The 21,501-nt window shown below is 62.1% G+C and carries 21 protein-coding genes and 1 pseudogene; 6 read left to right on the top strand and 16 right to left on the bottom strand.

Annotated elements, in window-relative coordinates; genetic code table 11:
- Positions 1–148 precede the first annotated feature (148 nt).
- From CAY82_RS07090 to CAY82_RS07075, 4 genes are read right to left on the bottom strand one after another with little or no spacing between them, the layout of a single operon-like run.
- Positions 149–418: a glycosyltransferase gene (locus CAY82_RS07090; protein ID WP_256576234.1), complete on the bottom strand. Its 270-nt coding sequence runs from the start codon at positions 416–418 to the stop codon at positions 149–151.
- Positions 419–452: 34 nt separating this feature from the next.
- Positions 453–1,427 carry an NAD-dependent epimerase/dehydratase family protein gene (locus CAY82_RS07085; protein ID WP_087500578.1) on the bottom strand — a complete coding sequence of 325 codons (975 nt, stop codon included), beginning with the start codon at positions 1,425–1,427 and terminating at the stop codon, positions 453–455.
- The gene (locus CAY82_RS07080; protein ID WP_087500577.1) at positions 1,415–2,752 is read right to left on the bottom strand and encodes a UDP-glucose/GDP-mannose dehydrogenase family protein; all 1,338 of its coding nucleotides are present in this window, start codon (positions 2,750–2,752) and stop codon (positions 1,415–1,417) included. Before CAY82_RS07080 ends, CAY82_RS07085 begins: the two co-directional genes overlap by 13 nt.
- 48 nt (positions 2,753–2,800) lie before the next feature.
- Positions 2,801–3,736: a LysR family transcriptional regulator gene (locus CAY82_RS07075; protein ID WP_087500856.1), complete on the bottom strand. Its 936-nt coding sequence runs from the start codon at positions 3,734–3,736 to the stop codon at positions 2,801–2,803.
- A gap of 115 nt (positions 3,737–3,851) precedes the next feature.
- Here CAY82_RS07075 and CAY82_RS07070 point away from each other — a divergent pair, with 115 nt between their 5' ends.
- Together CAY82_RS07070 and CAY82_RS07065 are read left to right on the top strand one after the other, a co-directional pair.
- Positions 3,852–4,715, top strand: a complete 864-nt coding sequence (locus CAY82_RS07070; protein WP_087500576.1) for a type 1 glutamine amidotransferase domain-containing protein — start codon at positions 3,852–3,854, stop codon at positions 4,713–4,715.
- Positions 4,716–4,834: 119 nt separating this feature from the next.
- Complete coding sequence (locus CAY82_RS07065) at positions 4,835–5,881, top strand: class I SAM-dependent methyltransferase (protein WP_087500575.1); 1,047 nt, start codon at positions 4,835–4,837, stop codon at positions 5,879–5,881.
- 142 nt (positions 5,882–6,023) lie between these two features.
- Here CAY82_RS07065 and CAY82_RS07060 read toward each other — a convergent pair whose 3' ends face one another.
- The 6 genes from CAY82_RS07060 to yghU form a co-directional block, all read right to left on the bottom strand.
- On the bottom strand, positions 6,024–7,268 hold the full coding sequence (locus tag CAY82_RS07060) for a saccharopine dehydrogenase family protein (protein ID WP_087500574.1): 1,245 nt from the start codon (positions 7,266–7,268) through the stop codon (positions 6,024–6,026).
- 31 nt (positions 7,269–7,299) lie between these two features.
- Positions 7,300–8,397, bottom strand: a complete 1,098-nt coding sequence (locus CAY82_RS07055; protein WP_087500573.1) for a carboxynorspermidine decarboxylase — start codon at positions 8,395–8,397, stop codon at positions 7,300–7,302.
- A 335-nt stretch (positions 8,398–8,732) separates the two neighbouring features.
- Positions 8,733–9,650 (bottom strand): pyridoxal-phosphate dependent enzyme, encoded by a 918-nt coding sequence (locus CAY82_RS07050; RefSeq protein WP_087500572.1) that lies wholly within the window; start codon positions 9,648–9,650, stop codon positions 8,733–8,735.
- Positions 9,647–10,321 (bottom strand): transcriptional regulator, encoded by a 675-nt coding sequence (locus tag CAY82_RS07045; RefSeq protein WP_087500571.1) that lies wholly within the window; start codon positions 10,319–10,321, stop codon positions 9,647–9,649. Before CAY82_RS07045 ends, CAY82_RS07050 begins: the two co-directional genes overlap by 4 nt.
- 184 nt (positions 10,322–10,505) lie before the next feature.
- Complete coding sequence (locus CAY82_RS07040) at positions 10,506–12,209, bottom strand: amidase (protein WP_087500570.1); 1,704 nt, start codon at positions 12,207–12,209, stop codon at positions 10,506–10,508.
- A 138-nt stretch (positions 12,210–12,347) separates the two neighbouring features.
- Entirely contained in the window at positions 12,348–13,187 is an 840-nt protein-coding gene (gene yghU, locus CAY82_RS07035) for a glutathione-dependent disulfide-bond oxidoreductase (RefSeq protein WP_087500569.1), read from the bottom strand.
- Between the two features lie 200 nt (positions 13,188–13,387).
- On the opposite strand from yghU, the gene CAY82_RS07030 reads away from it, so the two are divergent.
- On the top strand, positions 13,388–14,425 hold the full coding sequence (locus CAY82_RS07030; protein ID WP_087500568.1) for a dienelactone hydrolase: 1,038 nt from the start codon (positions 13,388–13,390) through the stop codon (positions 14,423–14,425).
- Positions 14,426–14,682: 257 nt separating this feature from the next.
- On the opposite strand, the gene CAY82_RS07025 is transcribed toward CAY82_RS07030, so the two are convergent.
- The 5 genes and pseudogenes from CAY82_RS07025 to CAY82_RS07000 form a co-directional block, all read right to left on the bottom strand.
- A complete protein-coding gene (locus CAY82_RS07025) occupies positions 14,683–16,269 on the bottom strand; it encodes an ABC-F family ATPase (protein WP_087500567.1) in 1,587 nt (528 codons plus the stop codon).
- Positions 16,270–16,304: 35 nt separating this feature from the next.
- Entirely contained in the window at positions 16,305–17,483 is a 1,179-nt protein-coding gene (locus tag CAY82_RS07020) for a tyrosine-type recombinase/integrase (protein ID WP_087500566.1), read from the bottom strand.
- 202 nt (positions 17,484–17,685) lie between these two features.
- A pseudogene (locus CAY82_RS27005) lies at positions 17,686–17,775 on the bottom strand (DUF2591 domain-containing protein); the annotation flags it as partial.
- Positions 17,776–17,870: 95 nt separating this feature from the next.
- Complete coding sequence (locus CAY82_RS07010; protein WP_087500565.1) at positions 17,871–18,440, bottom strand: hypothetical protein; 570 nt, start codon at positions 18,438–18,440, stop codon at positions 17,871–17,873.
- A gap of 333 nt (positions 18,441–18,773) precedes the next feature.
- The gene (locus CAY82_RS07000; protein WP_087500563.1) at positions 18,774–19,154 is read right to left on the bottom strand and encodes a hypothetical protein; all 381 of its coding nucleotides are present in this window, start codon (positions 19,152–19,154) and stop codon (positions 18,774–18,776) included.
- A gap of 146 nt (positions 19,155–19,300) precedes the next feature.
- Here CAY82_RS07000 and CAY82_RS26665 point away from each other — a divergent pair, with 146 nt between their 5' ends.
- From CAY82_RS26665 to CAY82_RS06995, 3 genes are all read left to right on the top strand, one after another.
- A complete protein-coding gene (locus CAY82_RS26665) occupies positions 19,301–19,471 on the top strand; it encodes a hypothetical protein (protein ID WP_170931045.1) in 171 nt (56 codons plus the stop codon).
- Positions 19,468–19,641: a hypothetical protein gene (locus tag CAY82_RS26660; protein WP_170931044.1), complete on the top strand. Its 174-nt coding sequence runs from the start codon at positions 19,468–19,470 to the stop codon at positions 19,639–19,641. The genes CAY82_RS26665 and CAY82_RS26660 overlap by 4 nt, the downstream gene beginning before the upstream one ends.
- Before the next feature lie 73 nt (positions 19,642–19,714).
- Entirely contained in the window at positions 19,715–19,978 is a 264-nt protein-coding gene (locus CAY82_RS06995; protein WP_256576233.1) for a hypothetical protein, read from the top strand.
- A gap of 789 nt (positions 19,979–20,767) precedes the next feature.
- On the opposite strand, the gene CAY82_RS06985 is transcribed toward CAY82_RS06995, so the two are convergent.
- The gene (locus CAY82_RS06985) at positions 20,768–21,490 is read right to left on the bottom strand and encodes a DUF4198 domain-containing protein (RefSeq protein WP_087500562.1); all 723 of its coding nucleotides are present in this window, start codon (positions 21,488–21,490) and stop codon (positions 20,768–20,770) included.
- Positions 21,491–21,501 lie beyond the last annotated feature (11 nt).

The raw sequence follows: 21,501 nt of genomic DNA, 5'->3' as shown, positions 1-21,501 counted from the left end.
GGGAACCTGGACTACCCCCGAAAAAGTTGGCGCGATCCCCTGTGGGAGCGGGTTTACCCGCGAAGAATCCAACGCGGTGCATGGCACCGGCTGCGCCGGTGTTCGCGGCTAAAGCCGCTCCCACAGGGGTTCCTGCTGATTCAATTAGTTATGTGCAGTCCATTAGAGCGGCATGCGAGCCCGCCCAGGCGAAGTGGTAGACGTGGCTGGGAGATGTCAGGATGCGCAGTTGCGCGTAACTCTGGCTTTTCAGTTGCTTCAGCACGCTCAGGGTGTGGTCGCTGCTGCCGGCATCGACTACCAGTACTTCGTAGTGTTCAGCGGCCAGTGCCGTGCGTATTTCCATCAGCAGTGATGGCAGGTTGTCGACCTCATTCTTGGCAGGAATAAGTACCGAGAGGTCAAGTGGTTCTGTCATGAGGCTACCTGTGATCTTGTTGGGATTGCGCGGCTCAAATCCGGTAGAAATCCCGGTACCAGCCAACGAAGGCGTTGACGCCATGTTCCAGCGATGTGCCCGGGGTGTAGTCGATCCAGCGCGCCAGCGAATCGATGTCGGCCCAGGTTTCCAGCACATCTCCCGCTTGCAGCGGCAGGTAGTCGCGCCGGGCTTTGGTGCCCAAGGCATGCTCCAGGCATTCGATGAAGTGCAGCAGCCGTACCGGCTCGCCTCGGCCGATGTTGAACAGCTGGCAGGGCGGTTGCCCGCCGGCCGGCAGTGGAGGCTTCAGGCGCAAGCGCACAATGCTCTCGACGATGTCGTTGATGTAGGTGAAGTCGCGCCCCATCAGGCCGTTGTTGTAGACCTCGATCGGCCGGCCCTCGAGTATTGCGCGGGTGAACTTGAACAAGGCCATGTCGGGACGGCCCCAGGGTCCGTAGACAGTAAAAAAGCGCAGGCCGGTGGTCGGCAACCGGTACAGGTGTGCGTAGCTGTGCGCCATCAGTTCATTGGCGCGCTTGCTGGCAGCATACAGCGACACGGGTTGCTCGACCGGGTCGTCGACGCTGAACGGAAGCTTGGCGTTGGCGCCGTACACTGAACTGCTCGAGGCGTAGATCAGGTGGCGCGGCGGCTGTTGGCGGCAGGCTTCGAGAATGTTGAGAAAGCCGACCAGATTGGCCTGGCCGTAGGCGCCGGGGTTGTCCAGCGAATAGCGCACCCCGGCCTGCGCCGCCAGGTGGATCACTTCACTGAACGCTTGCCCGGCGAACAGTTGTTGCAGTTCGCTCGGGTGGGCGATATCGACGGCGTGGAAGCGGAAATTGGCAAAGCCGAACAACTGCTGCAGGCGCGCCAGCTTTAGCTGGACGCTATAGTAGGCATTGAGGTTGTCGATACCGATCACCTCGATGCCCGTTTCGCACAGGCGCCGTGCAAGGTGGTAACCGATGAAGCCTGCCACGCCGGTAATCAGTACGGGCATGCTGGCTGCACCTGGCCACGGCCGATGCCGTAGTAAGTCAGGCCGGCGGCGGCCATGTGCTCGGGCTCGAACAGGTTGCGCCCGTCGAACACCACCCGGTCGGCCAGTTGCTGTGGCACCTTGTCCAGGTTGAGAACGCGATAGTCCTGCCATTCGGTGACGATCACCAGGGCATCGGCGCCGTGCAGTGCATCGTCCTTGCAGGGCACCAACTGCAGGTCGGTGCGCGGGCCATAGTGCCGCTGGATCTCTTCCATGGCCTGCGGGTCATGGGCTTGCACTCGTGCGCCGGCGGCCCATAGCGCTTCCAGCAGGACCCGGCTGGAGGCCTCGCGGATGTCGTTGGTATTGGGCTTGAACGACAACCCCCACAAGGCGAAGACCTTGCCCCGCAGGCCGCGTGGGTAGTGGCGCTGGATCTTGCTGAACAGCCGGCCCTTTTGCTGCTCGTTGACCGACTCCACCGCACGCAGCAGTTGCGGCTCGAAGCCTTCGGCCTCGGCGCTGCGGCGCAGGGCTTGCAGGTCCTTGGGGAAGCACGAACCGCCAAACCCGCAGCCGGCGTAGATGAAGTCGTAGCCGATGCGCGGGTCCGAGCCAATGCCACGGCGCACCATTTCGATGTCGGCGCCCAGGTGTTCTGCCAGGTTGGCGATTTCGTTGATGAAGGAGATCTTGGTCGCCAGCATGCAGTTGGCCGCGTACTTGGTCAGCTCGGCGCTGCGCGCATCCATGACCATGAGTTTTTCGCGGTTGCGGCTGAATGGCAGGTACAGCTCGCGCAGCAGCTCGACCTCGGCAGGTTCCGCGCCGCCGATGATGATGCGCTCCGGGCGCATGCAGTCGTCAACTGCCGAACCTTCCTTGAGGAACTCGGGGTTGCTGATGACGTGGAAACGGCTGGTATCGGCCACGGCTTGGGCGATGCGTGCCTTGATGCGGTGCACCGTGCCGACCGGCGCAGTGGATTTGTTGACGATCACCTTGGGGCCGTCGGCATGTTCGAGGATGCTGTCGATCACGGCGAACACGTGCTTCAGGTCGGCGCTGCCATCGGCCTGTGGTGGGGTGCCGACGGCGATGAACTGCAACCTGGCGTAGTTGGCCGCTTCGCCGGCGTCGGTGGTGAAGCGCAAGCGACCGCTGGCCAGGTTCTTCTCCAGCATCGGCGCGAGGCCGGGCTCGAAGATCGGGCAATGGCCTGTATTGAGGCTGGCGACCCGCTCGGCGTCGACATCCATGCACAACACCGAGTGTCCCACCTGGGCCAGGCAAACTGCCTGAGTGAGGCCGACATAGCCGGTACCGAAAACCGTGACCTTCATTTGACAGCTCCTTGGCGAGAAAGCTGAAAAAAAATGTCACAGCGTTGTTTAGAAATTGTTACCAGCGCAGGCTGTTGCCTCCTCGGCGACGCTCCGTAGCTGTTGGCGGAACCAGCGCCGCAGGGGATCGGCATGGGTGCGTTCGTGCCAGATCTGCATCACCTCGATGGCAGGCAGTGTCAGCGGCAGTGGGTACATGATCAGGTCGTCATCGCGCTCGGTGGCTTCAACGGCCAGCGAGCGCAGGCAGGTGAGCAGCAGGTTGGTGCCACGCAGCAGGCGCGTGGGGGCCACGAAGCTCGACAGGCCAGCCACGACCCGTCGTTGCATCCCCAGGCTGCGCAAGGCTCGGTCGACCAGGCCATCGAGGTCACCGGTGAGGGTGGTGAGCAGGTGGTCGCTGGCGAGGAAGGTATCGAGGTCCAGGCCGTCGCCCAGGCCTGGATGGTTGCGCGAGGCCAGCACTACGAAGTTTTCGCTGAGCAGGCGCTGTTGGTGGAAGGTCTCCGGCAGGTCGGTGAAGAAGCCTGCAACGGCCAGGTCACAGGTGCCTTTCTCCAGCTCCTCGCGAGGTAGCTGGCCGCGGGTATTGTGGGTGACCAGCGTCAGGTTCGGTGCCTGGTTGCGCAGGATCGGCAGCAGCCTGGGCAGCAGCGTCTGTTCCACATAGTCGGTGCTGTACAGGTGCAGGCGGGCAGGGCGGGCGAGGAAATCCTGCCCTTCGCAGCGTTCATAGAAACCTTCCAGGCCCACCACCAGGCGTTCTACCTCCGGTGCCAGTTCGTGAGCGCGTGGTGTCGGGGTCAGGCCCCTGGGGGCACGGACGAACAGGGGATCGCCAAACTCGTGGCGCAGCTTGTTGAGCTTGTGACTGAGTGCGGGCTGGCTCAGGGCCATGCGCTGGGCAGCGAGGGTGCCATTGCGCTCCTGATACAGCACATGGAACAGGTACAGAAGATTGAGGTCCTTACTGGTGATATTCATTTTCTGGATCACAGGCATGCGGGCTTTCGAATTATCGAATCATAGCCTTGCCGTTAGCATGAACGCATCCCGCTAACGTGAGCGGACCCTATTTGCCTGATCAGGAGATTGTTGCATGACCAAGATGTCCCGGCTCGCCTTGGCTGTTGCCGGCACCCTGCTTGCCGCTGGTGCCCATGCCGCGCCCAAGGGCGAGGTGCTGGTGCTGTTGTCCAGCGAGCACCAGCTGCCGCTGCAGGACGGTAAACACTATGCCACCGGCTACTACCTCAACGAGTTCGGCGTGCCTGCCGACCAGTTGCTCAAGGCTGGTTACAAGCTGGTGCTGGTCACCCCCAAGGGTAATGCGCCGCGCGTCGACCAGCGTTCGATCGACCCAAGCTACTTTGCCGGTGATGCGCAGGAGATGCGCCGGATCGAGAAGGTCGTGCAAGGCCTGCCGGGCATTGACGATACCCTGTCGGTGAGAGAGGTCCTGGCAGGTGACCTGGGCCGCTATGCCGGGCTGTTCATCCCCGGGGGGCATGCGCCGTTGATCGACTTGGCCAACAATCCGGACGTGGGCGCCTTGCTGCGGCATTTCCACCAGGCCGGCAAGCCCACAGCCGCCATCTGCCACGGCCCCATCGCCTTGCTCTCGGCCCAGCAGGACCCGGCAAGCTACCAGTCGGCGCTGGCGCGTGGTGAAAAGCCGGCAGCCAATGACTGGTTGTACAAGGGCTACAAGATGACCATTTTCTCCGACCCCGAGGAGCAGGTGTTCGAGGGTTCGCTCAAGGACCAGCGGCTGTTGTTCTACCCGGCCAACGCCATGGCAATGGCTGGGGGCGACATGGGCTACGCCAAGGCCTGGCAACCCAATGTGGTGGTGGACCGCGAACTGATCACCGGGCAGAACCCGTTCTCGGACAAGGCGCTGGCCAAGGTGCTGCTGGAAAAGTTGGCTGGGCAGGCAAAACCCTCTGATCAGGGCATCTAAACTTACAAGTGGCTTGCGTTGGGTAGCGCCAGGCAGGCCCATACCATTCAATCGACCACCGCCTCCCCGGAGCGGATGTCCCTCGCTGGCGATGGCCTTCTTGCAGAGGAGGGCAGGTCATGGACGAGGCAAGGCTTCACGACTTCATGGGCAAGCTGGTGGGCGACATGGGCGCTGCGGCGACCTTGGCCAACGTGATTCTTGGCGATGAGCTGGGGTTGTACCGGGCCATGGCCGACAGCCTGCCGACTACCCCCGAGGCGCTGGCGGAAAAGACCGGCTGCCACCCGCGGCTGGTGCGCGAATGGCTCTGCGCCCAGGCCGCCTCGGGCTACATGGTGCATGACAAGGGCCGTTTCGTGTTGCCCGAAGAGCAGGCCATGGCCCTGGCGCTGGAGGATTCCCCGGCCTACATGGCCGGTGGTGCCGCTGTGGTGGCTGCGCTGTTCCATGACAAGGACAAGCTGGTCGCGGCCATGCGCGGTGACGGTGGGCTGGCCTGGGGCGATCACCACCCATGCATGTTCAGCGGCACCGAACGGTTCTTCCGGCCGGGCTACCGCACCTTCCTGGTTGCCGAATGGTTGCCGGCGCTGGAAGGCGTGGTCGCCAAGTTGCAATCGGGCGCCAAGGTGGCGGATGTGGGTTGTGGGCATGGTGCTTCGACGCTGGTCATGGCTCAGGCGTTTCCGGCATCCACCTTCATCGGCTACGACTACCACGGGCCTTCCATCGCCATCGCCAACATGCGCGCGCGCGAGGCGGGGTTGGCAGGACGGGTGAGCTTCCAGCAGGCCAGCGCCAAGGACTACCCGGGGCATGACCATGACCTGGTGTGTTTCTTCGATTGCCTGCACGACATGGGCGACCCGGTGGGGGCTGCGAAGCATGCATATCGTGCATTGAAGGCCGACGGCACGGTGATGCTGGTGGAGCCTTATGCCGAGGATTCGCTGGAGGGCAACCTGACCCCGGTTGGGCGCTTGTTCTATGCGGCATCGACGTTTATCTGCACGCCGAATTCGTTGTCGCAGGAGGTGGGGTTGGGGCTGGGTGCGCAGGCTGGGGAAGCGCGGTTGCGGGCGGTGTTCGAGGAGGCGGGTTTCAACCGGTTCCGGCGGGCGACGCAGACGCCGTTCAACCTGATCCTGGAGGCTCGGAAATAGAGGTAAGCCTGTGCCGGCCCTTTCGCGGGTAAACCCGCTCCCACAGGTATTTCACAGGTCTGTAGGAGCGGGTTTACCCGCGAAGAGGTCGGGCCTGCAAAAGCAGAAGGGGCGCCTTGATGGCGCCCCTCTGTCTTGCTGCTTAGGCTTCAGCGTCCCAAGGACGATCACCTTTTTCATCTTTGACGCGGGTCGGCAGGCCCATCACGTCCAGTGCCTTGAGGAACGGCTCGGCTGGCAGTTCCTCGACGTTGACCATGCGCTTGGCATCCCACTCGCCACGGGCAACCAGCAGGGCGGCAGCCACTGGCGGTACCCCGGCGGTGTAGGAAATACCCTGGCTGTCGGTCTCGGCGTAGGCTTCTTCGTGGTCGGCCACGTTGTAGATGAACACCTCGCGTGGCTGGCCATCCTTGGTGCCCTTGACCAGGTCGCCGATGCAGGTTTTGCCGGTGTAGCCCGGGGCCAGCGAGGCTGGGTCCGGCAGCACGGCCTTGACCACTTTCAGCGGTACAACTTCCAGGCCTTCGGCGGTTTTCACCGGCTGCTCGGAGAGCAGGCCCAGGTTCTTGAGCACGGTGAACACGTTGATGTAGTGCTCGCCGAAGCTCATCCAGAAACGCACGTTCGGCACGTTGAGGTTCTTCGAAATCGAGTGAACTTCGTCGTGGCCGGTCAGGTACAGGTTCTGCGAGCCTACCACTGGCAGGTCGTCGGTACGCTTGACCTCGAACATGGTGTTGCTGGTCCACTGGCTGTTCTGCCAGCTCCACACTTGCCCGGTGAACTCGCGGAAGTTGATTTCCGGGTCGAAGTTGGTGGCGAAGTACTTGCCATGCGAACCGGCATTGACGTCGAGGATGTCGATCGAGTCAATGCTGTCGAAATACTGTTGCTGCGCCAGCTTGGCGTAGCTGTTCACCACACCCGGGTCGAAACCGACGCCGAGAATGGCGGTAATGTTCTTTGCCTGGCACTCTTCAAGGTGTTTCCACTCGTAGTTGCCGTACCACGGCGGTGTCTCGCAGATCTTGCCCGGTTCTTCGTGGATGGCGGTGTCCAGGTAGGCGACACCGGTATCGATGCAGGCACGCAGCACCGACATGTTGAGGAAGGCGGAACCAACGTTGATCACGATCTGCGATTCGGTCTCACGGATCAGCGCCTTGGTTGCCTCGACATCGAGGGCATTGAGCGAGAAGGCCTGGATGTCGGCGGGTACCTTGAGGCTACCCTTGGCCTTGACGCTTTCGATGATGGCCTGGCATTTGGAGATGTTCCGTGACGCGATAGCGATACGACCCAGTTCGTCGTTATGCTGCGCGCACTTGTGGGCCACCACCTTGGCGACACCTCCTGCACCAATGATAAGAACGTTCTTCTTCAATTTATCCCTTGCTCCTTACTGAAAGCCGGTCTTACGACAGGCTGGAAACGTAGTCTTCGAAACCGAACTCGCGCACCACTTCGACGCTGCCGTCGAGTTGCTTGACCACGATGGATGGCATTTTCAGACCGTTGAACCAGTTTTTCTTGACCATGGTGTAACCCGCCGCGTCGACGAACGACAGGCGATCACCGATGGCCAGCGGACGATCGAATTGGTATTCGCCGAAGATGTCACCGGCCAGGCACGACTTGCCGCAGACCATGTAGGTGTGCGCGCCGTCGTTGGGGGCCATCTTGGCGTTGAGGCGATAGATCAGCAGGTCGAGCATGTGCGCTTCGATCGAGCTGTCGACCACGGCCAGGTGCTTGCCGTTGTACAGGGTGTCGAGCACGGTCACTTCCAGCGAGGCACTGTTGGTGATGGCCGCTTCGCCCGGCTCCAGGTACACCTGCACGCCGTACTTTTCCGAGAAGGCTTTCAGGCGCGCACAGAAGGCGTCCAGCGCGTAGTCTTCACCGGTGAAGTGGATGCCGCCACCGAGGCTGACCCATTCGACCTTGTGCAGCAGGTGGCCGAAGCGCTCTTCGATGTGCGTGAGCATCTTGTCAAACAGGCCGAAGTCGCCATTCTCGCAGTTGTTGTGGAACATGAAGCCGGAGATCTGCTCGATCACCTGTTCGACCTTGACCGGGTCCCATTCGCCCAGGCGGCTGAACGGGCGGGCGGGGTCGGCCAGCAGGTAGTCGGAGCTGCTGACCTGCGGGTTGACGCGCAGGCCGCGGACTTTGCCTTCGGACTGTGCGGCGAAGCGTTGCAGTTGGCCGATCGAGTTGAAGATGATCTTGTCGCAGTTCTCGAGCATTTCCTCGACCTCGTCGTCGGCCCAGGCCACGCTGTAGGCGTGGGTTTCGCCGGCGAATTTCTGGCGGCCGAGCTTGAGCTCGTACAGCGACGAAGAGGTGGTGCCGTCCATGTACTGTTGCATCAGGTCGAAGACCGACCAGGTGGCAAAGCACTTGAGGGCGAGCAGTGCCTTGGCACCGGAGTGTTCGCGCACGTAGGCGATCTTCTCCATGTTGCCCAGCAGCTTGGTTTTATCGATGAGGTAGTACGGCGTCTTGATCATTTAAAGGCCCCCGGCCAGGCCGGCCAAAAAAAGGACACGCATTGTGCCTTCACTTGCCGCAGACCGAAAGGGTGGGTTACGCATTTCGTCGTGGTTGACGCCGTTGCGAGGGATTTTTCCGGTTGCGGCGGGCTTAGTAGAACAGCGGCATGTGACTATCGTAATCAGCAACCGGGTGCCGCAAGGAGAATCCGATGAGTGTTGCATTGGATGGCACCGGCTCCGCCGGTGTTCGCGGGTGAACCCGCTCCCACAGGGAATGCGCTTGCTTCAGACCTTGCGCAGTCCAATCTGTGGGAGCGGGTTTACCCGCGAAGAGGCCGGTACAGGTAACCTCAATCAACCTGCTTCAACCACGCCTGGATCTGCTCCAGCGTGGCGGTAGCCCCACCACAAACCACCACCAGCACATTCTGGTACTGCGCCAGGGCGCCTGGTGCATAGGCCAACGCCAAAGCCGCCCCACATGCAGGCTCCACCAGCACGCGATGGTCTCGCAAGAACCGTTCGCAGGCTTCCAGCGCAGCGCGGTCACTGACCAGATGGCTGTGCACCGGATGCTGCTGCACGCACACCAGCGCCTGGTCAGCCACACGCTTGGCCCCCAGCGACGTCGCCACCGAGGCAATACGTTCCAGCTCCACCGAATGCCCCGCCTGCATGGCCGCATGCAGCGATGCCGCGCCTTCGGTTTCTACCGCCAGCACCGGTACATCACTCCAGCCGTTGCGCTGCAGCCCCTCGACCACGCCACTGAGCAAACCGCCACCGCCCACCGACAACACCACGGCATCCGGCCTCACGCCGGCCTCGGCGACTTCATCCACCAGGCTGGCATGCCCGGCCCACAGCAGCGGGTCGTCGAATGGGTGAATGAAGGCGTCACCCGGGCCGACCAAGGTCTGCGCCAGGGCGTTGGCCTCTTGCCAGGAGCTGCCATGCACCACTACCTGTGCGTCCTCCAGGCGCAGCAGTTCCTTGGCCCGCTCAGTGGTGGTCTCGGGCACCACCACGGTCACTGGCACGCCCAGCTTGCGCCCGGCATAGGCCACTGCCAGGCCCGCGTTGCCGCCCGAGGAAGACACGAAATGCCGCGCGCCACGGGCATGGTGCACCTCGCAGGCGTGGCCCACGCCGCGCAGCTTGAACGAGCCGCAGGGCTGCAGGGCCTCGAGCTTGAGCCAGACGTTGCGGCCAGCGGCCAGCGAAAGCGGCCGGGATTCGATCAGGGGGGTATGAATATGCAAGGTCATTGGCTGGCTCCGCGCAGTTGCTCAAGGTAGTTGTAAACGGTGTAGCGGGTCACGCCAAGGGCGCTGGCGGCCTTTTCCACGCCGCCCTTGACGATGAACAGGCCACGCTCCTGCATCACTCGCACGGCCTCGACCTTGGCCTGCTTGTTCATCCGCCCTTGGTCGCTGCGCTGCAGAGATGCCTGGATTATCTCGCTCATCAGCAGTTCCATGTCGGCGGGTTCACTGACGGCAGGCGCAGCCCCCAGCGGCTGGAACTGCTGGAGAAAGTTCATGGCAGCGTCCAGGCCTGTGACGTCGGTGTTGACGCAGAGGCTGGCGAAGGGGTGGCCGCTGCGGTCGCGGAAGATCGCCGTGGCGCTGCGCAGGGTGCGGCCCTTGAGGGTGGTGGGGTAGTCAGGCAGCACTACCGGCTCACAGCCGTGCTGGTCGGCCGAAGCCTGCATCAGTGCCTTGAAACCTTGGTCCTGTTCCGGGGCAGCGAGGATCGGGCTACCGACGCTGCGGCCGGAAAGGTGCCCGTTGACGATCGCCACCACGGAGTGTTCCGGGTGGTCGAGGTCGTGCAGGAGGATTTCCATGTTGCGCGCAGCAACGCTGCCCATGGCCTGGATGGCGGCCTTGAGGACGGTGAGGGTGAGCTGGCGTTCTTCGCTGGGGGAGATAGGCATGGCAGATCACAAATCAACGTTTTGTGTATTTTTACACATAAAGTTGAATTTCGCGATTTGCTTTTTCAGGTCCATTTCGCGGGTAAACCCGCTCCCACAGGGACCCCACAGTACTCAAGACCTGTGGTGAACCTGTGGGAGCGGGTTTACCCGCGAATGGGCCGCAAAGCGGCCCCTTCAGGCCTCAGCTCAGGGCCGGGGTACGCGGCGGGATCATCCGCCGCGAGCCGGTCGCCTCGAAGGCTGCGCCAAAGCTCAGCAGCGCATTGTCGCTGTAAGCCCGGCCGGCAAAGGTCAGCCCCACCGGCATGCCGATATCGGCCATCACACCCATCGGTACAGTCACGGTCGGCACCCCCAGGTGACGGATCGCCAGGTTGCCGTTGGCCACCCAGATCCCGTTGCTCCAGGCGATGTCGGCCGATACCGGGTTGATGTCGGCATCAGCCGGGGCCACATCGGCCACGGTGGGGAACAGCACCGCGTCCAGGCCCAGGTTGTCCATCCAGTCTTCCAGGTCAATCTTGCGGGTCTGTTCCAGGCCGCGCAGGCCGTCAGGCAGGGTCTCGATCTGGTCCCAGGTCTTCAGGCCACGCTTGGCCATGTTGACATACTCGTCCATGCCGGCAGCCAGGTCGTCCTCACGATTGGGCAGGGTGCCTGGGTCGTGGGGGAAGATCTGTGGTCCGTCGACGTCGGCCAGGCGGTTGAGCTTGGGATCATCGTTGGCGCGCAGGAAGTCGTCGAAGGCCCAGCCCGACAGCTCCCACAATTCGTCATGCAGGAACTCCTTGCTGACGATGCCACGGTTGTACACGGTCGGAGCGCCCGGGCGGTCGCCTTCGCAGTTGGACACCAGCGGGAAGTCAACTTCCAGTACTTCTGCACCAGCCGCTTCCAGCGCCTGACGGGCCTGCTGCCACAGCTCGATCACCGTGGCGCGGGTGTGGATACGCTGGCCAGTCGGGCCGCCAATGCCAGGTTTCTCGGAAGTTCCGGCCTCGGCATCGGCATTGATGTACATGCGCGGCACACCAAAGCGCTTGCCCTTGAGCACAGTGGCATCCACGGCCAGGTCCAGGTACGAAGCCGGGCGCACCGTGGAAGCCGCCGGGATTGGCACCCAGGGTTGCAGGCGCCACAGGTCACCGCGCTTGTCGGCGTCGTCAGCTACGACTACGTCGAGAATTTCCAGCAGGTCGGCCATGGTGCGGGCATACGGCACCACCACGTCCATGGTTGGTGTCAGCGGCCAGTTGCCACGCACCGAAATCACCCCGCGCGACGGGGTATAGGCGCACAGACCGTTGTTGGACGCCGGGCCACGGCCGCTGGACCAGGTCTCTTCGGCCAGGCCGAAGGCACTGAAGCTGGCGGCGGTGGCGGTGCCGGCACCGTTGGACGAGCCCGAGGCGAACGGCGCGGTCAGGTAGTTGGCGTTGTACGGGCTTTCGGCGCGGCCATATACACCGCGCTGCATGCCACCGTTGGCCATGGGTGGCATGTTGGTCTTGCCCAGGCACACGGCGCCGGCGGCGCGCAGGCGTTCGATGGTGAAGGCGTCGCGTTGAGCCACCAGGTCCTTGAAGGCCGGGCTACCGGAGGCAGCGGTCAGGCCTTTGACCAGGTAGCTGTCCTTGGCGGTGTAGGGGATGCCGTCCAGCGGGCTCAGGACCTGGCCCTTGGCGCGACGGGCGTCGGAGGCTTCGGCCTCTTTCAGCGCCTCGGGGTTGCGTACCACTACGGTATTCAGGGCAGTGGCGGTGTCGGCGCCATCGTATGCGTCGATGCGCGCCAGGTAGGCCTGGACCAGCTCGACCGCCGTCGTGCGGCCCGACTCGAGCGCGTCGCGCAGCTCGGCAATGGAAACCTCGGTTACCTCGATCATGCGTTCACCAAAAAATGTGCAGGTGGGGGCTAATGCGAGGAGTGTACAAGAAGGGCTTGGCGGGCGCAGGTTTGCGCGGGGGCAAATGGTTTTTTGCAGGCGGGCATTGTCGGGGCCTGTATCGGCCCCGATTGCTGCTCACTCCAAGTCTGCCGCCGCATGCCGCTCCGGCACCTGGCTGTCTTCATCTCCCCAGGTTCGGTTCACCCGGGTACCGCGTTGCACCGCCGAGCGCAGGGCAATTTCCTCGGCCCAGCGCTGCACATGCGGGTACTCGTCAACCGCCAGGAACTCCGCTGCGCCATACAGGTTGCCGCGCACCAGCTGGCCATACCAGGGCCACACGGCGATGTCGGCGATGCTGTATTCCTCGCCGCCCAGGTAGCGGCTTTCGGCGAGGCGCCGGTCGAGCACATCCAGCTGGCGCTTGGCTTCCATGGTGAAGCGGTTGATGGCGTACTCGAACTTTTCCGGCGCATACACATAGAAGTGGCCAAAGCCACCGCCCAGGTAGGGCGCGGCGCCCATTTGCCAGAACAGCCAGTTCAGGCTTTCGGTGCGTGCAGCCGGCTCCTTGGGCAGCAGGGCGGCAAACTTTTCCGCCAGGTACAGCAGGATCGAGCCCGACTCGAACACCCGCACCGGCGGCTCGACGCTGCGGTCGAGCAGGGCGGGGATCTTCGAGTTGGGGTTTACTTGGACAAAGCCACTGGAGAATTGGTCGCCCTCGCCAATGCGGATCAACCAGGCATCATATTCGGCGCCCTGGTGGCCCAGCGCGAGCAGCTCTTCGAGGGCAATGGTGACCTTGACGCCATTGGGCGTAGCCAGGGAGTACAACTGCAGCGGGTGCTTGCCCACCGGCAGGTCCTTGTCGTGAGTCGGGCCGGCAACCGGGCGGTTGATGTTGGCGAACTGGCCGCCGGATGCTGCGTCGTTGCGCCAGACCTTGGGTGGCACGTAGGCGGGCTTGCTCATGCATGAATCTCCTTCAATGGCGCGAAACGGTCACGTAGAGACGTGGACCTGCATCTATGCCACGGGTTCGACGAAAAGTGCAAATGCATAGGACGCGGGCATGCATTGCATGACTTCGGTTTCATCCAGGTTTCATCCGGTGCAGCCCAGGCCGGTTCTATGCTGGGCTATCTCTTCGCCCTGCAAGGAACAGCCGGCCGATGACTCTCCCACGCTGTGTGTTGCTGCTGGCCCTGCTCGGCGGCCTGCTGGCCAACGCCGAGGCCGCACCTTGGGTTGCCGGCCTGCACCACATGAGCCTGGCCGACCCGGTCGACGCCCGGCCCATGCAGGCGCTGGCGTTCTACCCGGCCACTGGCAGAACGCGCAGCAGCCGTATGGACGGCTATCTGATCGACGTGGCTGAAGAGGCGCCGGTCGCGTTGGGCCAGTTCCCGTTGCTGGTGTTGTCCCATGGCAATACCGGTAGCCCGCTGGCCTTGCATTACCTGGCGACGTCACTGGCGCGTCAGGGCTTTATCGTGGTGGCGGTGGTGCATCCGGGGGACAACGCGCGTGACCACAGCCGCCTGGGCACCCTGAGCAACCTGTATGGCCGGCCGCTGCAAGTCAGTGCCGCCATCACGGCCGCCCGCGATGATGCCTTGCTGGGGCCCTACCTGAATGACGGCAAGGTGGGGGTGATCGGCTACTCGGCCGGTGGTGAAACCGCTTTGATTCTCTCAGGCGCGCGCCCTGACCTGGACCGCCTGCGCCAGTATTGCCTGGAGCGCCCGAACGACGCTGATGCCTGCAAAACCCACGGCGTACTGATTGCCGACCGCAGCGAGCTGGTACCCGAGGCCGACCAGCGGGTGGGGGCGGTAATGCTGATGGCGCCGTTGAGCCTGCTGTTCGGGCGCCATGCTCTGGTCGGGGTGCAGGTACCGGCGTTGATCTACAGTGGCGACAGCGACCAGCTAGTGGCTGTGGACCGTAACGCAGAAGCCCTGGCCCGCAAGCTGCCGGTCACACCGGACTACCGCCTGTTGGCCGGCGCCGGGCACTTCGTGTTCATGGCCCATTGCGATGCCGAGCAGTATGTGAGGATGCCGGCGCTGTGCAAGGACGCAGCAGGCGTGGACCGCCGGCACATCCACCATTCTCTGCAACGCGAAACCGCGGCGTTCTTCAGCCAGGCGCTGGGCGCGCCGCAGCCGGCTGAGCGTTCAGCCGCGATTGGCGCGCCGCGCCAGTAACAGCGTCAGGCCGCCACCGGCCACGGCAAGCAGGGCCGCTACACAGTAGATCGAGGCAGGGACCAGGCCGATAGCAGGGTCAACACATCGCAGCTGGCAACCCCCAGCAAACCGAAGCGAATGGCCTGCTTGTCCCCGAGGGTATCCGTGATCCCACAGGGTTTGCATAGGCCTCAAATGCTACGCAGTCCCTGTGGGAGCGGGTTTACCCGCGAATAGGGCAGCCCGGCCAGTGCAAATGGTCGGGCCCTTTTCAATCAGACCAGCACACCCTGGCTACGCAGGTAATCGTCGTAGGTACCGCTGAAGTCCACCACGCCATCAGCCGACAGCTCGATGATGCGCGTGGCCAGCGACGACACGAACTCACGGTCGTGGCTGACGAACAGCAGGGTGCCCGGGTAGTTTTCCAGCGCCAGGTTCAGCGCCTCGATCGATTCCATGTCCAGGTGGTTGGTCGGCTCGTCCATCACCAGCACGTTCGGCTTCTGCAGGATCAGCTTGCCGAACAGCATGCGGCCTTGCTCACCACCGGAAATCACCTTCACCGACTTGAGGATCTCGTCGTTGGAGAACAGCATGCGCCCGAGGGTGCCGCGGATTACCTGCTCGCCGGAGGTCCACTGGCCCATCCAGTCGAACAGGGTCATGTCGTCTTCGAAGTCGTGGGCGTGGTCCTGGGCGTAATAGCCCACTTCGGCGCTGTCGGTCCACTTCACTTCACCCTTGTCCGGGGTCATTTCACCGACCAAGGTACGCAGCAGGGTGGTCTTGCCGATACCGTTGGGGCCGATGATCGCAACGCGTTCGCCAGCCTCGATGGTGAAGCCCAGGTCCTTGAACAGCACCTTGTCGTCGAAGGCCTTGGCCATATTCTCGACGGTGACGGCCTGGCGGTGCAGTTTCTTGGTCTGTTCAAAGCGGATGAACGGGCTTACCCGGCTCGACGGCTTGACCTCGGCCAGCTGGATCTTGTCGATCTGCTTGGCTCGCGAGGTGGCCTGCTTGGCCTTGGAGGCGTTGGCCGAGAAGCGGCTGACGAAGGTCTGCAGTTCGGCGATCTGGGCTTTCTTCTTGGCGTTGTCCGACAGCAGCTGCTCGCGCGCCTGGGTGGCAGCGGTCATGTACTCGTCGTAGTTGCCCGGGAACACGCGCAGCTCGCCGTAGTCCAGGTCGGCCATGTGGGTGCAGACACTGTTGAGGAAGTGTCGGTCGTGGGAAATGATCACCATGGTGCTGTTACGCGCGGTGAGGATGGTTTCCAGCCAGCGGATGGTGTTGATGTCCAGGTGGTTGGTCGGCTCGTCGAGCAGCAGCACGTCCGGGTCCGAGAACAGCGCCTGGGCCAGCAGCACACGCAGCTTCCAGCCTGGTGCCACTTCGCTCATCGGGCCGAAGTGCTGTTCCAGCGGAATACCCAGACCCAGCAGCAATTCACCGGCGCGGGATTCGGCGGTGTAGCCGTCCATCTCGGCGAATTCGGTTTCCAGCTCGGCGACGGCCATGCCGTCTTCCTCGGTCATTTCCGGCAGCGAGTAGATACGATCGCGCTCGGCCTTGACCTTCCACAGTTGGCCGTGGCCCATGATCACCGTGTCGATAACGGTGAATTCCTCGTAGGCAAACTGATCCTGGCGCAGTTTGCCCAGGCGAGTGTTCGGTTCGAGCATGACTTGGCCGCCGGACGGCTCCAGGTCACCACCGAGGATCTTCATGAAGGTCGACTTACCGCAACCGTTGGCGCCGATCAGGCCGTAGCGGTTGCCGTTGTTGAATTTGACGGAAACGTTTTCGAACAGCGGCTTGGAGCCGAACTGCATGGTGATGTTGGCGGTGGAGATCAAAGGGCTTACCTATCAGTCACTTACAGAGCTGGCTTTCAAGCTGATACCGATTTGATACCAGTTTTGAGTTTTTCCAGCTCGCTCCAGTCGGAGCTTGAGTTGAGCCAACGGGCATACGTCGACAGCAGCATTTGGACGCTGTGACCCAGCTGTTGGGCGATAAATGCGGGGTTGAGGCCGGACATTAAGCATATTGTCGCATAGGTGTGCCGGCAGTTATATGGGGGACGACGCCGAATGCCCAGCTCATTCAGCACCGGCACCCACTGTTTGTGCAGATCGGAGGTCTGTTTCACGTGCTCGGCGTTCTTCGACGGCGGGAACAGGAACGGCGTTTCGGTCACCGCTCCCTTCCCATGCCTGCGGCGGTCTGCGTATTCCCGGGCGAACTGGATCGCGCGCAAGGCCCGGTCATTCAGCAGCACGAAGCGATCCCTCCCTGTTTTTGTCCTTTCCTCCACCTCGCCCAAGGCGACGGTCCTCTTTGCGTGCACCGTCCTCTTTTCCATATCGATCACATCCCAGCGTACTGCCAAGGCCTCCGACAAGCGGAGGCCGGTGAAGAACATGAACTCGAACAGCGCGGCATAGATGAGGCTCGGCCAATGCTTGTGTTCGTAGAGCTTGTCGATGATGGTGTTGGCTTCGGCTAGGGGGAACGGGTCGATCTCCTTACGCGACCGCTTCGGCAATTCAATCACCTCGGCGGGGTTCTTGGTCAGCAGGCCTTCTCGGGTTGCCGCAGCCAGGATCGTCGACAACCTGGTGATTGCATTGCGCTTCACGTTTGCCGAGGTCCATTCGGTTTCTGTGATGACGCGGCGGAGCAGGGTGGTAGTGATCAGGTCGATACGGACCATGGCCAGGCGCGGCACCCAGTACAGGTTCAGGGCGCTTTTGTAGTTGTTGTGCGTTCCCTGGGTGATTTCGCGGCTATCCAGCCAGAGTTGAGCGTACTCACCGAAGGTCGGCTTACCGCCGACCGCGGCCTGTGAGCTGGGGAACAGCTCGGCGTACTTGTCCTGGTCAAGGAGGCCGAGCTTGGTGAGGCTTGTTACCTGATCGCGAAGGCTGGATGCAGCTTTGATGCCTTTCTGTGTCGGGGGATAGGGGAGCGTTTCGCATCGACGGACACCGTCCCATGTGAAACGAATGCGGAGGGAGTTGCGGAAGATCTCGACCCCTCTGGGTAGATCCATTGGCTTTCCAGCCATTCGTCGTATCTCCTTTTGCTGTAAATGATGCGGCCGCCATGCTTCATCCAGACGCCTTCAGGAATGATGCCTCGCAGGCGGCGGTGCTCAAGAGAGAGTTTGGTGCAGCCGAGTAGGTCGGCCATGCGTTGTTCGGTGACCTTGTCGATGTCACCGGTGCTTTCGGTTTCCATGGAATGGTCTCCACGCCTCCTTTCCGGGATCATGGCATCAGCTCCTTTGGCACCTGGATGGAGTCGCCGAGCTTGTGGTTCACGAGGCCCCGGCAGAAGGCGATTAGGGCCGTGGGTCCGTAGCACCAGACCCCGGCTCCGGCCGGCCCACCGGCGTAACACAGATCGGCAGGCAGCCCGGGAATGTGCTGAGCGGTGCCGCTGTGCTTGTCGATCAGTTGACCGCCGTGCTCCCAGTTTGAAGAGGGCCTGAATCCGTAGCCCATCTCGACGCCGCGGATGCTGACACTGGTATGGAGATGCATTTTTCCAGAGACTCGATGGTTGCCCAAACTTTGGAAATGCCATCCTTAAAAGCATCACAGTTCACAGGGAACTGAATCGCGTATCCGATCTTTCCGCGCAATGCTTCCAGCAAGCCGAAGAAAGGTTCGGCATCAATGCACGCCACCGGCTCGCCCTGGTGCTGCTCGGCAGGCGCTACGACCGGCATCGGCCCCAGGCCAACTACAGGCAGGCCCATGACCACCGAATCCCTCTCTGCCTCTTCTTTGGTCCACCAGATGGCAGTACCAACCATCCAGGCTATTGGCTCGGGGTGGGGCTGTGGGGCTGGGTGCGTTTCGCGGTAGCCGGCCAAGAACAGCAGGTAGTCTCCGTGGGTGCGCTGGTCTTCGAAACCGGTGCTGTCCTTGCGCAGGTCCGCCTCGCTCAGGCCGAGCGGGTTGAGCCTGATGAACAAATCGCGTGGGTCGGTGTTGCTGGATCGGTTTTCTGTGGGCATAGGGATACCTCTCGAGATTGGACTAGAATCAGGAATGGACCATCAACTGCAGGCCTAAGGATGGCTTGCTTGATATGTGGCTGCGCAGCAAAAGAAATACCGCCAGCCTCAACTTTCATCGAAATCGACTGTCCGGAGTGCGGTTTCTTCGGGTTGCCGAAGGAACTCGCTGACAAGATCAAGAGTGGAGAGTGCCGTCTTCATGTCAGGCGTAACCGGGACTATCTGGCAATGCGGAACGAGCAGAAACAGGGGCCCTGGATAACGCCAGTCGACATCAATATCTACCAGCTGCTCCGACGGCACGGAATCGGCGACGGTGACTGACGCCGTTCAAGCGGCATTTATCGCCAGGCGTGGATAGTCAACCCATCCGACTCTTGGCATCTTGGTTTTCGGATTTATTACCGCGTTGCCCTTGGCATCGGTGAGTGCGCATCGGGCTCGAATGCGAAGATCCCGACAGTCACCCTGTTTGCGCGCAAGCTCGATGAACTGATGCGCGTACTGGGGGGCGTCGAACAGGTTGCTTAGCTGCTTGACCTTCTCGCCGCTCATGAGTTTGTCGGCGTACTTCGCGACGGCCTCTTTCCACTGGGCTGGCGTGAGCTGCAGGGGGGCGCCAGGCTTGCCGGGTTTGCTGGTTTTGACGCGCTTCTTGGCCTCGGCCAGCGCTACATCACGGGTCATGCCGAACACTGCGAATGTGCTCATGGTGATCTCCATTGCAGGCGCCGCCCTCGCCGGGGAGGCGTTATCGTTGAATAGGGAAGGCGCTGGCGGGCAGCGCTTGGTGTCAGTTTTTGCGGAAGGATTTGATCTTTGGTATAACGCCCGACCATTTCACAGGAAGGATCCTTATGAAACGCACCATCATTGGCGCCATGCTCGTTGCTGTTACTGCGCTGTCGTTGAGCGGCTGCTTCGAATCCGAGGCCGAGGAGAAGGCGAAGGAGCAGCAAGAAGCCAGCGAGAAATTTTGGAAAATCACTCCGCCAGACGAGAGCCAGGACCAAGGGTTTAAGCCATGATCCGCGCCTTCGCACTAGCTATCATTGCTTTAGTCAGCGCTGGACTACTCAGTGGGTGTCTGGAGTCAGAGGCAGAGAAGCAGGTCAAAATCGACGAGCAGAAGTCGAAGGACTTTTGGGACATGGGCGGTCCTACTGATCGCAGCAAGAGCAAGGGTTACACGCCCTGATGCACCGCTTCTCTTAACGCCGCCCACATTGGCGGCTTTTTTATGCGCGTTGGCGCGGGCCACAGTACGCGCTGTGGGGGCCCGTATCCCTTCCGATCAGCTCAGGAAGGTCCAGCCCCTGAGGGCCGACATCCACATCGGTGACCACCACAGCGAGCCGCTGGGCAGGGTGTCGACTCAGGCCTGGGTCTTCAACCCTTCGCCCGGGCCAGACATCATCCCCCGGCTGCACGATGCCAAGGTCAACGGCATGGCTCAGCTCGGTATCAACATAAACGGGCTCGAAGAGATCGACGGCGTGTTGTACGCGCAGTCGTGGTGGTGCAGAAAGGAATGATGGGCGGGCTACCACAGGCCTGGGTGTCCGAACTGGACGATCAGGTGGCCCTGCTCGAGGATCCCGATGGGCGCGCTGCCGTGCTCAGTGAGATGGCCTATGCTGCGCGTCGGCGGCGGGAGGTCGGTGACGGAGACCTAGCCGAGATGCTGGAGATTGTCGAGTCGGCCAGGTTGTGGGCGCTTGGCGAATCTGAGAGGGTGTGGGAGTGGTCGGCAGAGTGCCGAAGGAGTGCGAAAATCGATTCCAAAACTGAAATGGCGACCCTTGCAGTATGCGGCCTGTAGCCGTGCCGTTTCGTCGTTGTTTTGGAATCGATTTTGCCTTGCAGGCAGCATGGAGTGAAGGTTTATAACGCGGTCTTGAAAACCGTTGAGCAGAACCTACGCCTGGGCCGCACCTGTTGGGCGGCTCGATTGGTCTCTGCGAACGGCTGCTTTCGACCCTTTGCAGCCGTTCGAGATGTCTGCGAAACCAAGGGCGATTCATTTATCGATAATGAGCTCGAGCGAGTCTTTGGAGAATTGGACAAGCTCATGCTCCAGGCCCCGTTTGCTGAACTTGATTTTTACTTGGGTGTACCCTTCCTCATAGGTGTACATCCAATTCGCATGAACATCCTTGTTGCGAAGGCTCCCGCACTCCCGAAGAACTGATAAGAGCGATGAGAGCCACGTAGGCCGATCGTCTCTTTCCGAGGCGGCGTCTAACGGCTGGGTCGACCGTTGGTCTTGTGGCGAGAAGTGTCTGCCGTGCCTCGGCCGACATGGCCGAGGCACGATGCAAGAGTTACTCGTGGTGCGGCTCCCCCAGGAACGTCAGCGAACTGAACAGACTCTGCTGGGCTACCGGTCCGCCTTCTGCCAGTGGCAGGGTGGCCTGCGCCGCGACGATGTTGAGGCCCTCGTTGCGTACGGTGATGTGTGCCTTGCCTTGCTTGTCGGTGGTGGCGCTGACCTGGTGAGGCGAGCCTCGGTAATCCCCTTGCAGCGGTATATTCGCAGCCGGTTTGCCATCGAGCAGCACCTGAACTTCCAGCGTCTTGCCTGGCCCAACTTGCAGCGGGTCACTGAGCGGGACGATCGCCAAACGCAGCATGTCCAGTTTCGGCAGGCGAGCACCGCTTTGGTAAATGGCCAGGCTGTACTTGAAGCTGTGGGTGGAGGCGATCGCATCCTTGACCTGGGTGCGGTCCTGATTGACCCATTGCTTGTCCGGGCGCTGCGACCAAGGCCCGTTGTCCAACAGCACGGCAAGTGCCGCAGGTGGGGTGAGCGGTTGCAGGACCGCATGATCCGCCAGGCGTTCGACAGTGACCGGGACCGTCTTCCCGGCTGCGTCGAATGCCCAGGCGCGCTTGATCTTCTCCGCCTTATAGGCGTTGTCCTCGGCACCGTGGCCGTACACGGCCTCGATGTTGCCGCGTCGCTGCTCGGTCCACAGGCCGTGGGCACTGGCGTTGGCGCTGATCACCATGGCCACCAAGGCGGCCACTTTCAACGATGGATGCATGATGGTTCCTC

Origin of the sequence: Pseudomonas sp. SID14000 (genome assembly GCF_002165135.1) — a bacterium.
GTDB lineage: Bacteria > Pseudomonadota > Gammaproteobacteria > Pseudomonadales > Pseudomonadaceae > Aquipseudomonas.
The sequence above is the reverse complement of the archived record's forward strand: the minus strand, read 5'-3'. Positions and strand labels throughout refer to the sequence as shown.

Excerpts from the sequence above, each read along its gene's own strand:
- CAY82_RS07020 (WP_087500566.1), bottom strand. The coding sequence starts at position 17,483 with ATGGCTGGAAAGCCAATGGATCTACCCAGAGGGGTCGAGATCTTCCGC.
- CAY82_RS26665 (WP_170931045.1), top strand. The coding sequence starts at position 19,301 with ATGAAACGCACCATCATTGGCGCCATGCTCGTTGCTGTTACTGCGCTG.
- CAY82_RS07080 (WP_087500577.1), bottom strand. The coding sequence starts at position 2,752 with ATGAAGGTCACGGTTTTCGGTACCGGCTATGTCGGCCTCACTCAGGCA.
- CAY82_RS07050 (WP_087500572.1), bottom strand. The coding sequence starts at position 9,650 with ATGACCTTGCATATTCATACCCCCCTGATCGAATCCCGGCCGCTTTCG.
- CAY82_RS26660 (WP_170931044.1), top strand. The coding sequence starts at position 19,468 with ATGATCCGCGCCTTCGCACTAGCTATCATTGCTTTAGTCAGCGCTGGA.
- CAY82_RS07045 (WP_087500571.1), bottom strand. The coding sequence starts at position 10,321 with ATGCCTATCTCCCCCAGCGAAGAACGCCAGCTCACCCTCACCGTCCTC.
- CAY82_RS07070 (WP_087500576.1), top strand. The coding sequence starts at position 3,852 with ATGACCAAGATGTCCCGGCTCGCCTTGGCTGTTGCCGGCACCCTGCTT.
- CAY82_RS07090 (WP_256576234.1), bottom strand. The coding sequence starts at position 418 with ATGACAGAACCACTTGACCTCTCGGTACTTATTCCTGCCAAGAATGAG.
- CAY82_RS07000 (WP_087500563.1), bottom strand. The coding sequence starts at position 19,154 with ATGAGCACATTCGCAGTGTTCGGCATGACCCGTGATGTAGCGCTGGCC.
- CAY82_RS07030 (WP_087500568.1), top strand. The coding sequence starts at position 13,388 with ATGACTCTCCCACGCTGTGTGTTGCTGCTGGCCCTGCTCGGCGGCCTG.
- CAY82_RS07075 (WP_087500856.1), bottom strand. The coding sequence starts at position 3,736 with ATGAATATCACCAGTAAGGACCTCAATCTTCTGTACCTGTTCCATGTG.
- CAY82_RS07010 (WP_087500565.1), bottom strand. The coding sequence starts at position 18,440 with ATGCCCACAGAAAACCGATCCAGCAACACCGACCCACGCGATTTGTTC.
- CAY82_RS07085 (WP_087500578.1), bottom strand. The coding sequence starts at position 1,427 with ATGCCCGTACTGATTACCGGCGTGGCAGGCTTCATCGGTTACCACCTT.
- yghU (WP_087500569.1), bottom strand. The coding sequence starts at position 13,187 with ATGAGCAAGCCCGCCTACGTGCCACCCAAGGTCTGGCGCAACGACGCA.
- CAY82_RS07065 (WP_087500575.1), top strand. The coding sequence starts at position 4,835 with ATGGACGAGGCAAGGCTTCACGACTTCATGGGCAAGCTGGTGGGCGAC.
- CAY82_RS07040 (WP_087500570.1), bottom strand. The coding sequence starts at position 12,209 with ATGATCGAGGTAACCGAGGTTTCCATTGCCGAGCTGCGCGACGCGCTC.
- CAY82_RS06985 (WP_087500562.1), bottom strand. The coding sequence starts at position 21,490 with ATGCATCCATCGTTGAAAGTGGCCGCCTTGGTGGCCATGGTGATCAGC.
- CAY82_RS07055 (WP_087500573.1), bottom strand. The coding sequence starts at position 8,397 with ATGATCAAGACGCCGTACTACCTCATCGATAAAACCAAGCTGCTGGGC.